This window comes from Streptomyces sp. Tu 3180, assembly GCF_009852415.1.
In the GTDB taxonomy this organism is placed as follows: domain Bacteria; phylum Actinomycetota; class Actinomycetes; order Streptomycetales; family Streptomycetaceae; genus Streptomyces.
In genome coordinates this window covers 2,220,774-2,234,324 of the sequence record NZ_WOXS01000002.1, presented here as the reverse complement: position 1 = coordinate 2,234,324, position 13,551 = coordinate 2,220,774, and the positions used below count along the sequence as shown (strand labels likewise).

The window sequence follows — 13,551 nt, the reverse complement described above, 5'->3', positions numbered from 1 at the left end:
CGGTCACTCCCACTCCCAGGCGATCCCCACGTACCCCGACCGCACGCGCGGTTCCACCAGGTGCACCGAGCGGTGCCGGCCGCTGAGCGCCAGTTCCCGGCGGCCACCGCGCGGGGCCGCGGCGGAGTGCTGGGCGAACCGGTGGCAGCGCACCGGGAGCGCCCCGGCGTCGAAGCACACCTGGAGCGCGTACTGGCCCCCCGGGGTGTTCGTCCCGTGCACGTACTCGCGCGAGACCCCGGCCGTGCCGTCCTCGACGGCGTAGCGGAAGAGGAAGGTGTCACCGGCCCGCAGTCTGGTGTCGAAGAGCAGCTCGGCCGCGAGCACGCCGGTGTCGTGGTGCCGGCGCACGCGTCCGGTACGGCAGTTCTCCAGGGCGTGCACGGTCATCCGGTCCGGCGCGGAGCCCGGATCGCCGTGGTGGACGGCGACGAAACGGTCGACGCCGTCCCGGTGCGCGCGCACGATGTGGTGCGACTCGCGCTCCGCCAGCTCGCGGCGGGCGCCGATCCGGACCCGCTCGTGGTGCCCCAGGGTGTGCAGTCCGCCCTCCCGCTCCGCGCCGAGGTCGGCCAGCAGCCGCTCCAGGACGCCCGAGGCCTCGATCCGCGAGCGGTAGGACCGGACCGCGGAGGGCCGGTCCGCCGGGCGTTCGTCCGCGTCGGCGAGCAGCCGGATGAGCGACTCCTCCGGCAGCTGCAGGATCTCCTCCAGCGCCCGTACGGCCCGCAGCGACTCCGGGCGCTGCGGGCGGCGGGCGCCCTGCTGCCAGTAGCTCAGGCTCGTGACGCCGACCTTCACGCCGTGCCGGGACAGATGGTGCTGGACCCGTTGCAGCGGCAGTCCGCGCGCGGCGATCGCGGCCCGCAGGGCGACGTGGAAGGGACCACCGCGCAGGGCCGAGTCCAGTTCCGCGGTGGCGACGTCCGCGTGCTGTGTGGCGTGCGGCATGCAGGGGCCTTTCTGTGAATGTCCACAACGGCTGGTCAGACCGTTCGCACGGAGCACTCCGGAGCCCGCCCCCGTCGGCACGGCGCAGTCCTCACATCCGTACGCCGCCGTTCAGGGCCCCGAGTTCCCCCGCATTGAAGCGTGTTGACCAAGTCCCGACAACACCTGACGCCCGACAGCGGCGCACACCTGCCAGGGGCCGTCCCGGCCCGGGGGCCGGAACGGCCCCTGGGGTCCGTACCGGGATGCGGTTTTCGTCCCGAGTGGTGCGGCGGCTCCGCGCGCGACGGGGTCCGTTCTACGCGCGACCGGGCCCGTCCCGCTCCTGGAGGAGGCGCAGCCGCTTGGCGCGCACGATGTCGGGATCGCGCGGGTCGAAGGACCCGACGGGCGCGGCCGTCTCCTCCGTGTGACGGCGGGCCCGGGCCGGCCGTCGTGGTTTCTCGATCCGCGTCCGTCGCATCCGACCGGCCCTCCGACTCGTCACCGTCCGCCGCTCACCCGAGGGGCGGACCCCCCACCTTCCCGCTTCCGGCCGGTGGTAACCCGTCCGGAGCATCAGGGGTCCCGCCGGACCCCACCGGTCCCACCGGACCCGCGGTCACGGCCCCGCCGGAGTGTCGGCCCCCGCCAGTAGGGTGTGAGACATGGCCGACCCCTCCAGCTACCGCCCCAGACCGGGTGAGATCCCCGACTCGCCGGGGGTCTACCGGTTCCGTGACGAGCACCGCCGGGTGATCTACGTCGGAAAGGCGAAGAGCCTGCGTCAGCGCCTGGCGAACTACTTCCAGGACCTGGCCGGGCTCCACCCGCGCACCCGCTCCATGGTGACCACGGCCGCGTCCGTGGAGTGGACGGTGGTGTCCACGGAGGTCGAGGCGCTCCAGCTGGAGTACTCCTGGATCAAGGAGTACGACCCCCGGTTCAACGTCAAGTACCGCGACGACAAGAGCTACCCCTGCCTCGCGGTGACGATGAACGAGGAGTTCCCGCGCGTCCAGGTGATGCGCGGTCACAAGAAGAAGGGCGTGAGGTACTTCGGCCCGTACGCGCACGCGTGGGCGATCCGCGACACCGTGGACCTGCTGCTGCGCGTCTTCCCGGTGCGCACCTGCTCGGCCGGCGTCTTCAAGAACGCCGCCCGCACCGGCCGCCCCTGCCTGCTCGGCTACATCGGCAAGTGCTCGGCGCCCTGCGTGGGCCGCGTCTCGGCCGAGGACCACCGGGGACTCGCCGAGGACTTCTGCGACTTCATGGCCGGCCGCACGGGCACGTACCTGCGCCGCCTGGAGAAGCAGATGACCTGGGCGGCCGAGGAGATGGAGTACGAGCGGGCGGCCCGCCTGCGCGACGACATCGAGGCCCTGAAGAAGGCCATGGAGAAGAACGCGGTCGTGCTCGCCGACGCGACCGACGCCGACCTGATCGCGGTCGCCGAGGACGAGCTGGAGGCGGCCGTCCAGATCTTCCACGTCCGCGGCGGACGCGTGCGCGGCCAGCGCGGCTGGGTCACCGACAAGGTGGAGGAGATCACCACCGGTGCCCTCGTCGAGCACGCCCTGCAGCAGCTCTACGGCGAGGAGAGCGGCGACGCCGTCCCCCGGGAGGTCCTGGTCCCCGCCCTGCCCGACCCGGTGGAGCCGGTCCAGCAGTGGCTCGCCGAGCGGCGCGGCTCGGGCGTCTCCCTGCGCATCCCGCAGCGCGGGGACAAGAAGGCCCTGATGGAGACCGTGGAGCGCAACGCCCAGCAGGCGCTCGTGCTGCACAAGACCAAGCGCGCCTCCGACCTCACCACGCGCTCGCGCGCGCTGGAGGAGATCGCCGACGCCCTCGACCTCGACGGCGGCCCGCTGAGGATCGAGTGCTACGACGTCTCGCACCTCCAGGGCGACGACGTCGTGGCGTCCATGGTCGTCTTCGAGGACGGGCTGGCCCGCAAGAGCGAGTACCGCCGCTTCCAGATCAAGGGCTTCTCCGGGCAGGACGACGTCCGCTCCATGCACGAGGTGATCACCCGGCGCTTCCGGCGCTACCTCGCGGAGAAGGAGCGGACGGGGGAGTGGACCGACGGGCAGGACGACGGCGGGGGCACGCCCCCCGACGGCCTGCCCGAACCGCCCGTGGACACCCTCACCGAGGACGACGGCCGCCCCAGGCGCTTCGCCTACCCGCCCCAGCTCGTCGTCGTCGACGGCGGCGCGCCGCAGGTCGCGGCGGCCCGGCGGGCCCTGGACGAGCTCGGCATCGACGACATCGCCGTCTGCGGTCTCGCCAAGCGGCTGGAGGAGGTGTGGCTGCCGGGCGACGACGACCCGGTGGTGCTGCCCCGCACCAGCGAGGGCCTCTACCTGCTCCAGCGGGTCCGTGACGAGGCCCACCGCTTCGCGATCACCTACCAGCGCACCAGGCGCGCCAAGCGCTTCCGCTCCGGTCCCCTGGACGACGTGCCGGGCCTCGGCGAGACCCGCAAGCAGGCCCTGATCAAGCACTTCGGTTCGGTGAAGAAGCTGCGGTCGGCGACAATCGACCAGATCTGCGAGGTTCCGGGCATAGGCCGCAAGACGGCCGAGACGGTCGCCGCGGCCCTGGCCGCGGCGGCGCCCGCCGCCCCCGCCGTGAACACGGCGACGGGCGAGATCATGGAAGACGTGGAAGAACCCGGGCAGGGCACGGGTTCTCCCGGGGAGCCCGTGTCCGCGGGTGCCCCGGACGAACGACGGGGGCAGGAGACATGACCGAGCACGAGACGGGACCCGCGGCACGGCGGGAGCGGGCGCAGCAGGAGACCGCCGGGGACGGCACCCCCGACGGCGCACGCCAGGACGACGGAGCACAGGTGAGTACGGGCAAGGAAAAGGCCGGGGCGCCCGAGGCGGCCATCCCCGAGCTGGTGATCATCTCCGGCATGTCCGGGGCCGGCCGCTCGACGGCCGCGAAGTGTCTGGAGGACCTGGGCTGGTTCGTCGTCGACAACCTGCCGCCCGCGCTGATCCCCACCATGGTGGAGCTCGGCGCGCGCTCCCAGGGCAACGTGGCGCGGATCGCCGTCGTGGTCGACGTCCGCGGCCGGCGCTTCTTCGACAACCTCCGCGAGTCCCTGGCCGACCTCGACACCCGGGGCGTCACCCGGCGGATCGTCTTCCTGGAGTCCTCCGACGAGGCGCTGGTGCGCCGCTTCGAGTCCGTGCGCCGCCCGCACCCCCTCCAGGGCGACGGCCGCATCGTCGACGGAATAGCCGCCGAGCGCGAGCTGCTGCGCGAGCTGCGCGGCGACGCCGACCTGGTGATCGACACCTCCAGCCTGAACGTGCACGAGCTGCGCGCCAAGATGGACGCCCAGTTCGCCGGTGAGGAGGAGCCCGAGCTGCGGGCCACCGTCATGTCCTTCGGCTTCAAGTACGGCCTCCCGGTCGACGCCGACCTGGTCGTGGACATGCGCTTCCTGCCCAACCCGCACTGGGTCCCGGAGCTGCGCCCGTACACCGGCCTCAACGAGGAGGTGGCGTCGTACGTCTTCAACCAGCCCGGCGCCAAGGAGTTCCTCGACCGGTACGCCGAGCTGCTGCGGCTGGTTGCCGCGGGCTACCGTCGTGAGGGCAAGCGCTACGTGACCATCGCCGTCGGCTGCACGGGCGGCAAGCACCGTTCGGTCGCCATGTCGGAGAAGCTCGCCGCCCGGCTCGCCGCCGAGGGCGTGGAGACGGTGGTCGTCCACCGGGACATGGGACGGGAATGACACCACGTACTCCGCGGCTGAGCCGGCTGCGCCGAGCGGTCCCCGAGGGGCGCGCCGGCCGGCCGGCCGAGACCCGCGGCGCGAGACCGCGCCGCCGGGGCGCCCAGCCCAAGGTCGTCGCGCTCGGCGGCGGCATGGGGCTGTCCGCCTCGCTCGCCGCGCTGCGCCGGATCACCGGCGACCTCACCGCCGTCGTCACCGTGGCCGACGACGGCGGCTCCAGCGGGCGCCTGCGCGACGAACTGGGCGTGCTGCCGCCCGGCGACCTGCGCAAGGCGCTGGCCGCGCTGTGCGGCGACGACGACTGGGGCCAGACCTGGGCCCGGGTCATCCAGCACCGCTTCCAGTCCAGGGGCGACCTGCACGAGCACGCGGTCGGCAACCTGCTGATCGTCGCCCTGTGGGAGCAGCTCGGCGACCACGTCCAGGCCCTGGACCTGGTGGGCCGGCTGCTGGGCGCGCACGGGCGCGTGCTGCCCATGTCCGCGGTGCCGCTGGAGCTCCAGGCCCTGGTCAAGGGCCACGACCCGCGGCGCCCGGAGGACGTGGGGACCGTCCGCGGGCAGGCGACCGTCGCCCTCACCCCCGGCGAGGTCCAGTCCGTGCACCTGGTGCCCAACGACCCGCCCGCCGTCCCCGAGGCGGTCGAGGCGGTCCTCGACGCGGACTGGGTGGTGCTCGGCCCCGGGTCCTGGTTCTCCTCGGTCATCCCGCACCTGCTCGTGCCGGAACTGCTGGACGCCCTCGTCCAGACGAAGGCGCGCCGGGTACTCTCCCTGAACCTCGCCCCGCAGCCGGGAGAAACCGAGGGCTTCTCCCCGCAGCGTCATTTGGAGGTTTTGGGACGACACGCCCCTAAACTCGCCCTGGACGTGGTGCTGGCCGACGAGGCCGCCGTGCCCGACCGGGACTCCCTGACCGACGCCGCCGAGCGGTTCGGGGCCGCGGTCGAGCTGGCGCCGGTGGCCCGGCCCGACGGAAGCCCCCGGCACGACCCGGAGCTGCTGGCCGCCGCGTACGACCGTATTTTTCGGATGCATGGAAGGATCGGCCCATGGCGATGACGGCAGCGGTGAAGGACGAGATCTCCCGGCTCCCCGTCACCCGGACCTGCTGCAGAAAGGCGGAGGTATCCGCCGTCCTGCGGTTCGCCGGCGGCCTCCACCTGGTGAGCGGGCGCATCGTGATCGAGGCCGAGCTGGACACCGCGATGGCGGCCCGCCGGCTCAAGCGGGACATCCTGGAGATCTTCGGCCACAGCTCCGAACTGATCGTGATGGCTCCGGGCGGGCTGCGCCGCGGCTCGCGCTACGTCGTGCGCGTGGTCGCGGGCGGCGACCAGCTGGCCCGCCAGACCGGTCTGGTGGACGGGCGCGGCCGCCCGATCCGCGGCCTGCCCCCGCAGGTGGTCTCGGGAGCCACCTGCGACGCCGAGGCGGCCTGGCGCGGGGCGTTCCTGGCGCACGGCTCGCTCACCGAGCCGGGCCGCTCCTCCTCCCTGGAGGTGACCTGCCCCGGCCCCGAGGCCGCGCTCGCCCTGGTCGGCGCCGCCCGCCGCCTGTCGATCGGCGCCAAGGCGCGCGAGGTGCGCGGCGTGGACCGGGTCGTCGTGCGCGACGGCGACGCGATCGGCGCCCTGCTCACCCGGCTCGGCGCCCACGAGTCGGTGCTGGCCTGGGAGGAGCGCCGGATGCGCCGCGAGGTGCGGGCCACGGCGAACCGGCTGGCCAACTTCGACGACGCCAACCTGCGCCGCTCCGCCCGCGCGGCCGTCGCCGCCGGTGCCCGGGTGCAGCGCGCCCTGGAGATCCTCGGCGAGGACGTCCCCGAGCACCTCGCCGCCGCCGGCCGGCTGCGCATGGAGCACAAGCAGGCGTCCCTGGAGGAGCTGGGCGCGCTGGCCGACCCGCCGCTGACCAAGGACGCCGTGGCCGGCCGCATCCGCCGGCTGCTCGCCATGGCCGACAAGCGCGCCGCCGACCTCGGCATCCCGGGTACGGAGGCCAATCTCAGCGAGGAGCTCGCCGACAACCTCGCGGGCTGACGTTCCGTCAAAAGGCCGGTGCGGGCGCCCACTCGGGTGACCGGCACCGGCCTTCGCGTGTCGCCGAGGCACCCTTGACTCGATCATGATGTGTCATGAGCCTGGCATCTGTTCGCTGCTGTGGCGGACCACCTCTAGGGGAGGTCGTGGGGTTCATGAGACATAGAGCGAGATCGATCCTCGCTGTCGGCGCGCTCCTGATCGGCTCGGCGAGCGTCGCACCCGTCGCCCGGGCACAACCGGAGAGCACCGGGGCTCCCGGCGCGGAGGAGGTCAAGGTCTTCCGCGCCGAGGTCACCGGCCGGCAGGTACCCCTGCTGCTGGCGGCCGGGCAGGACGCCCACGAACTCGGCGAGCAGGTGCCCGAGAAGGGCACCGGCACCGTCGAGGTCTACCTCACCGACCGGCAGGCCGACCGGCTGGAGGAGCAGGGCGTCGACCTCACCGAGCACACGCTCTCCGCCCGGGCGGAGGACCGGGTCGCGGACGCGGCCGAGGGCGTCTTCCGCCCCTACAGCGGAGAGGGCGGCCTGAGGGAGGAGATCCTGCGCACCGCCCGGGAGCACCCGGACCTCACCAAGGTCGTCTCCATCGGCAAGACGGTCAGGGGCCAGGACATCCTCGCCCTGAAGATCACCAAGAAGGCGCGCAAGAGCGAGGACGGCTCCCGGCCGGCCGTCCTCTACCTGTCCAACCAGCACGCGCGCGAGTGGATCACCCCGGAGATGACCCGGCGGCTGATGCACCACTACCTGGACAAGTACGGGACGGACCGGCGGATCAAGAGGATCGTCGACTCCACCGAGCTGTGGTTCGTCCTGTCGGCCAACCCCGACGGCTACGACCACACCTTCGCGAGCGACGCCAACCGCCTGTGGCGCAAGAACCTGCGCGACGTCAACGGCGACGGCGTCATCGGCACCGGCGACGGCGTCGACCTCAACCGCAACTTCCCCTACAAGTGGGGCTACGACGACGAGGGCTCGTCCCCCAACCCCACCAGCCAGACCTACCGCGGCGCGAGCCCCGGCTCCGAGCCCGAGACCAAGGCCATCGACGCCTTCCAGAAGCGGATCGGCTTCACCTACGGCATCAACTACCACTCCGCCGCCGAACTCCTGCTCTACGGGGTCGGCTGGCAGGTGGCCACGCCGACCCCCGACGACGTGCTCTACCGGGCCCTGGCCGGCACGCCCGGCAACTCCGCGATCCCCGGCTACCACCCGCAGCTCTCCTCCGAGCTGTACACCACCAACGGCGAGGCCGACGGCCACGCGGCCAACGTCAACGGCATGGCGATGTTCACGCCCGAGATGTCGACCTGCCAGACGGCCTCCGAAGCCGATCCGGACGACGCGTGGAAGCCCGGCGACTGCCGCTCGATCTTCACCTTCCCCGACGACGAGAAGCTGATCCAGCAGGAGTTCGCCAAGAACGTCCCGTTCGCGCTGTCCGTCGCCGAGAGCGCCGCCCACCCCGACCGGCCGTCCTCCGCGGTCGGCCTGGAGGCCGCCGACTTCACCCCGGCCGCGTTCACGACGTCGTACGCCCGCGGCAGTGACCAGGAGGTCTCCGTCGTCGTGCGCAGGGCCGTGCGCGACAAGGAGCTCAAGTACCGCGTCAACGGCGGCCGTACGCGCGAGGCGGACCTCAGGCGCTTCGAGGGCGGCGAGAGGTTCGGCGGCGAGGACAACCTCTACTTCGACGAGTACCGCGCCAAGGTGCGGCACGGCGCCCCCGGCGACGAGGTGGAGGTGTGGTTCACCGGTGAGGACCGGCGCGGGAAGAACGTCTCCAGCGAGCACTTCACCTACACCGTCGCCGAACGGCCCCGCGCGGACGTCCTCGTGGTCGCCGAGGAGGGCGCGAAGGCCGTCCAGGCCCAGAAGTACGCCGACGCCCTCCGGGCCAACGGCCGGAAGGCGGCCGTCTGGGACGTCGCCGAGCAGGGCGCGCCCGACGCGCTCGGCGTGCTGAGCCACTTCGACACCGTCGTCCACCACACCGGTGCGAGCACCCCGGGCGTCGCCACCCAGCTCCAGCTGCGCGCCTTCCTCAACGAGGGCGGCCGGCTGATCGAGGCGGGCGAGCGGGCCGGCGGCAGCGTCGACCTCGGCGGCGGCACCCTGTCGGACGACTTCAGCCAGTACTACCTGGGCGCCTACACGCGCACCTCGACCTCCGGGGTCACCGGGTTCACCGGGGCCGGCGGGCTGGACGGCTTCTCCGGTCCGCTCGGCGACGCGCCCGGCAACCCGCTGGACCAGGCCGGCACCTACGGCGTCACCTCCGACGAGCTGCCCGCCGAGCGGTACCCGCAGTTCGCGAGCGCGGGCGCGGGGCAGTTCCCCGGGACGGTCAACCCCTACGGGCCGTACGCCGGCTCCCACATGGCCGCCGCCGTCCACACCGACGACGGCTACAAGCGCCTCACCCGCACCATCGACCTCACCGGCACCAGCGCGGCCGACCGGCCCACCCTGCGCACCCAGCTGCTGTGGGACACCGAGCCGGGCTACGACCACGTCGTCGTCGAGGCGCACACCACCGGCGCCGACGACTGGACGACGCTGCCCGAGGCGGGCGGCGCGACCCGCACCACCGTGCCCGCCGAGTGCGAGGGCGGGTTCTACGTCGGTGAGCACCCCTGGCTGGAGCACTACCTCACCCTGGCCGAGGACGGCTGCACCGCGACCGGCACCACCGGTTCCTGGAACAGCCTCACCGGCTCCTCCAACGGCTGGCGGCAGGTGGAGTTCGACCTGAGCGCCTACGCCGGGAAGTCGGTCGAGGTCTCGATCGGCTACGTCACCGACCCGGGCAGCGGCGGTCACGGCGTCCTCGCCGACGACGCCTCGCTGGTGGTGGGCGGCGTCGCGGCCGACACCGAGGGCTTCGAGACCTCGCTCGGGGCCTGGAAGGTCCCCGGACCGCCCGCGGGGAGCCCCGCCGTCCTGAAGGACTGGGCGCGCACCGGAGCGCTCTTCCGGACCCACGGAGCGGTCACCACCGAGGACACCGTGCTGCTGGGCTTCGGCCTGGAGCACCTCACCTCGGCGGCGGACCGGGCCGCGCTGATGAGGAAGGCGCTCGCCGCCCTCGACGCGTGACCGGAAGCGCCGACGGACGCTGACCCGCTGTAGCGAAAAGGAGTGAAAAGAAGTCCTTCGGTTCGGGCGGTCCGTACCCTACTGGCGGGTACGGACCGCCCTGCCGGGTATGGGGCAACTCGATGTCACGGCCGGGGCCCTGGAGAGGTAGGGTCGACAGTGGTCGGGGACATCCCAAATACAGCTCGCCGGCGACTAGAGCCGGCGTACCAACGAGGAGATCGGTTCGTGACGATCCGCGTAGGCATCAACGGGTTTGGCCGCATCGGTCGCAACTACTTCCGCGCACTGCTGGAACAGGGCGCCGACATCGAGATCGTGGCCGTCAACGACCTGGGTGACACGGCGACGACTGCGCACCTGCTGAAGTACGACACCATCCTGGGCCGCCTCAAGCAGGAGGTCTCCCACACCGCCGACACGATCACCGTCGGTGACAAGACGATCAAGGTGCTCTCCGAGCGCAACCCCGCCGACATCCCGTGGGGCGAGCTGGGCGTCGACATCGTCATCGAGTCGACCGGCATCTTCACCAAGAAGGAAGACGCCGAGAAGCACATCGCCGGCGGCGCCAAGAAGGTCATCATCTCCGCCCCGGCGAAGAACGAAGACGTCACCATCGTGATGGGCGTCAACCACGACCAGTACGACGCGGCCAACCACCACGTCATCTCCAACGCCTCCTGCACCACCAACTGCGTGGCGCCGATGGCGAAGGTGCTCGACGAGAACTTCGGCATCGTCAAGGGCCTGATGACGACGGTCCACGCGTACACGAACGACCAGCGCATCCTGGACTTCCCGCACAAGGACCTGCGCCGCGCCCGCGCCGCCGCCGAGAACATCATCCCGACCACCACGGGCGCCGCGAAGGCCACCGCCCTGGTGCTGCCGCAGCTCAAGGGCAAGCTGGACGGCATGGCCATGCGCGTCCCGGTCCCGACCGGCTCGGTCACCGACCTGGTCGTCGAGCTCGGCCGCGAGGTCACCAAGGAAGAGGTCAACGCCGCCTTCCAGAAGGCCGCCGAGGGCGAGCTCAAGGGCATCCTCGAGTACACCGAGGACGCGATCGTCTCCTCCGACATCGTCAACGCCCCGGCGTCCTGCACCTTCGACTCCTCCCTGACCATGGTCCAGGAGGGCAAGAACGTGAAGGTCATCGGCTGGTACGACAACGAGTGGGGTTACTCCAACCGTCTCGTCGACCTGACGGTCTTCGTGGGCAACCAGCTCTGATCGGTCAGCGGGCAGCCTGATATGAGTGCAGGGCTCGGCCGGTGCGGCAACGCGCCGTCCGAGCCCTGACGCGCGTATCGGAACGGCCGCCCTCTTCCGATCACGAGCGATCACGAGCGAACACGAGCCCCAACAGGGAGCCCCTCATGAAGACGATCGACGAACTCCTCTCCGAAGGTGTCGCGGGCAAGCGGGTCTTCGTCCGCGCCGACCTCAACGTGCCGCTGGACGGCACCACCATCACCGACGACGGCCGCATCCGCGCGGTGCTGCCCACCGTCGAGGCGCTCGCCGGCGCGGGCGCCCGCGTGGTCGTCGCCTCGCACCTGGGCCGCCCCAAGGGCGCCCCGGACCCCGCCTTCTCCCTCGCCCCGGCCGCCGCGCGCCTCGGCGAACTCCTCGGCGCCGACGTGGCCTTCGCGACGGACACCGTCGGCGAGTCCGCCACGTCCACCGTCGCCGGCCTCGCCGACGGGCAGGTCGCCGTCATCGAGAACCTGCGCTTCAACGCCGGTGAGACCAGCAAGGACGACGCCGAGCGCGGAGCCTTCGCCGACCGGCTCGCCGAGCTCGCCGACCTCTACGTCGGCGACGGCTTCGGCGCGGTGCACCGGCGGCACGCCTCGGTGTACGACCTCCCGGCCCGCCTGCCGCACTACGCCGGCCACCTCATCGCCACCGAGGTCGGCGTCCTGAAGAAGCTCACCGAGGACGTCGCGCGGCCCTACGTCGTCGCCCTCGGCGGCGCCAAGGTCTCCGACAAGCTCGCCGTCATCGACGAGCTGCTCGGCAAGGCCGACCGGCTCCTCGTCGGCGGCGGCATGGCGTACACCTTCCTCAAGGCCAAGGGCTACGAGGTCGGCATCTCCCTCCTCCAGGAGGACCAGATCCCGGTGGTCAAGGAGTACATGGAGCGCGCGGAGAAGAACGGCGTCGAACTGGTCCTCCCGGTCGACGTCCTCGTCTCCACCGAGTTCCCCGACCTGAAGGCCAAGGCCGCCACCCACCCCACCACCGTCGCCGCGGACGCCATCCCGGCCGACCAGGAGGGCCTGGACATCGGTCCGGAGACCCGCAAGCTGTACGCCTCGAAGCTCGCCGACGCCGCCACCGTCTTCTGGAACGGCCCCATGGGCGTCTTCGAGCACCCCGACTACGCCGAGGGCACCAAGGCGGTCGCCCAGGCCCTCGTCGACTCCCCGGGCTTCACCGTGGTGGGCGGCGGCGACTCCGCCGCGGCCGTCCGTACCCTGGGCTTCGACGAGCAGGCATTCGGCCACATCTCGACCGGAGGCGGCGCCTCCCTCGAATACCTCGAGGGCAAGACGCTCCCCGGCCTCGCCGCACTGGAGGACTGACCCTCAATGACCACCCGTACGCCGCTGATGGCGGGCAACTGGAAGATGAACCTCAACCACCTCGAGGCCATCGCCCACGTCCAGAAGCTCGCCTTCGCCCTGGCCGACAAGGACTACGAGGCCGTCGAGGTCGCCGTCCTGCCGCCCTTCACCGACCTGCGGTCCGTGCAGACCCTCGTCGACGGCGACAAGCTGAGGATCAAGTACGGCGCCCAGGACATCTCGGCGCACGACGGCGGTGCCTACACCGGCGAGATCTCCGGCCCCATGCTGGCCAAGCTGAAGTGCACCTACGTCGCGGTCGGCCACTCCGAGCGCCGCCAGTACCACGGCGAGACCGACGACCTCGTGAACGCCAAGGTGAAGGCCGCCTACAAGCACGGCATCACCCCCATCCTCTGCGTCGGCGAGGAGCTGGAGGTCCGCGAGGCGGGCAACCACGTCACCCACACCCTCGCCCAGGTCGAGGGCGGCCTGAAGGACCTCCCGGCCGAGCAGGCCGAGTCGGTCGTGATCGCCTACGAGCCCGTCTGGGCCATCGGCACCGGCAAGGTCTGCGGCGCCGAGGACGCCCAGGAGGTCTGCGCCGCCATCCGCGGCAGGATCGCCGAGCTGTACTCGCAGGAGCTGGCCGACAAGGTCCGCATCCAGTACGGCGGCTCGGTCAAGGCCGGCAACGTCGCCGAGATCATGGCGCAGGCCGACATCGACGGCGCGCTGGTCGGCGGCGCCTCGCTGGACGCGGACGAGTTCGTCAAGATCGTCCGCTTCCGCGACCAGTGAGTATGCGCTAGCGGCGATCCGTCGTACCCTTGCGGGGTCCAGCCCTGTGCTGGGCCCCGCGTCGTCCATCCGCATCCGAGGAAGTTGGTCCAGCCGTGGTTCTGGGGTTCTCCATCGCCCTGATCGTCTTCAGCCTGCTGCTGATGCTGCTGGTGCTGATGCACAAGGGGAAGGGCGGCGGCCTCTCCGACATGTTCGGTGGTGGCATGCAGTCCTCCGTCGGCGGCTCCTCGGTCGCCGAGCGCAACCTCGACCGGATCACCGTCGTGGTCGGTCTGCTCTGGTTCGCGTGCATCGTCGTGCTCGGCATCATGATGAAGGTGAACAACTGAT

Annotated in this window: 11 protein-coding genes; 9 read left to right on the top strand and 2 right to left on the bottom strand. The window is 71.8% G+C overall.

What is annotated here, in order from left to right:
• Positions 1 to 3: 3 nt before the first annotated feature.
• The gene (locus GL259_RS10995; RefSeq protein WP_159531594.1) at positions 4 to 951 is read right to left on the bottom strand and encodes a hypothetical protein; all 948 of its coding nucleotides are present in this window, start codon (positions 949 to 951) and stop codon (positions 4 to 6) included.
• A gap of 298 nt (positions 952 to 1,249) precedes the next feature.
• Positions 1,250 to 1,414 carry a hypothetical protein gene (locus GL259_RS37620; RefSeq protein ID WP_166461467.1) on the bottom strand — a complete coding sequence of 55 codons (165 nt, stop codon included), beginning with the start codon at positions 1,412 to 1,414 and terminating at the stop codon, positions 1,250 to 1,252.
• 184 nt (positions 1,415 to 1,598) lie between these two features.
• Between GL259_RS37620 and uvrC the strand changes: the two genes are divergently transcribed.
• The 9 genes from uvrC to secG all read left to right on the top strand — a co-directional run bounded on the left by uvrC (position 1,599) and on the right by secG (position 13,550).
• A complete protein-coding gene (uvrC, locus tag GL259_RS10990) occupies positions 1,599 to 3,686 on the top strand; it encodes an excinuclease ABC subunit UvrC (protein WP_159531592.1) in 2,088 nt (695 codons plus the stop codon).
• A complete protein-coding gene (gene rapZ, locus GL259_RS10985; protein WP_159531590.1) occupies positions 3,683 to 4,687 on the top strand; it encodes an RNase adapter RapZ in 1,005 nt (334 codons plus the stop codon). Before uvrC ends, rapZ begins: the two co-directional genes overlap by 4 nt.
• Positions 4,684 to 5,751, top strand: coding sequence for a uridine diphosphate-N-acetylglucosamine-binding protein YvcK (gene yvcK, locus GL259_RS10980; RefSeq protein WP_159531588.1), 1,068 nt, complete (start codon positions 4,684 to 4,686; stop codon positions 5,749 to 5,751). The genes rapZ and yvcK overlap by 4 nt, the downstream gene beginning before the upstream one ends.
• Entirely contained in the window at positions 5,742 to 6,731 is a 990-nt protein-coding gene (whiA, locus tag GL259_RS10975; RefSeq protein WP_159531586.1) for a DNA-binding protein WhiA, read from the top strand. The genes yvcK and whiA overlap by 10 nt, the downstream gene beginning before the upstream one ends.
• 155 nt (positions 6,732 to 6,886) lie before the next feature.
• The gene (locus GL259_RS10970) at positions 6,887 to 9,841 is read left to right on the top strand and encodes a M14 family metallopeptidase (RefSeq protein ID WP_159531584.1); all 2,955 of its coding nucleotides are present in this window, start codon (positions 6,887 to 6,889) and stop codon (positions 9,839 to 9,841) included.
• A 228-nt stretch (positions 9,842 to 10,069) separates the two neighbouring features.
• Positions 10,070 to 11,077 (top strand): type I glyceraldehyde-3-phosphate dehydrogenase, encoded by a 1,008-nt coding sequence (gap, locus tag GL259_RS10965; RefSeq protein ID WP_159531582.1) that lies wholly within the window; start codon positions 10,070 to 10,072, stop codon positions 11,075 to 11,077.
• A 146-nt stretch (positions 11,078 to 11,223) separates the two neighbouring features.
• Entirely contained in the window at positions 11,224 to 12,435 is a 1,212-nt protein-coding gene (locus tag GL259_RS10960; protein ID WP_159531580.1) for a phosphoglycerate kinase, read from the top strand.
• A gap of 6 nt (positions 12,436 to 12,441) precedes the next feature.
• Positions 12,442 to 13,218, top strand: coding sequence for a triose-phosphate isomerase (gene tpiA / locus GL259_RS10955; RefSeq protein ID WP_159531578.1), 777 nt, complete (start codon positions 12,442 to 12,444; stop codon positions 13,216 to 13,218).
• Between the two features lie 101 nt (positions 13,219 to 13,319).
• Positions 13,320 to 13,550, top strand: coding sequence for a preprotein translocase subunit SecG (gene secG, locus GL259_RS10950; protein WP_016826779.1), 231 nt, complete (start codon positions 13,320 to 13,322; stop codon positions 13,548 to 13,550).
• The last annotated feature ends 1 nt before the right edge of the window (position 13,551 follow it).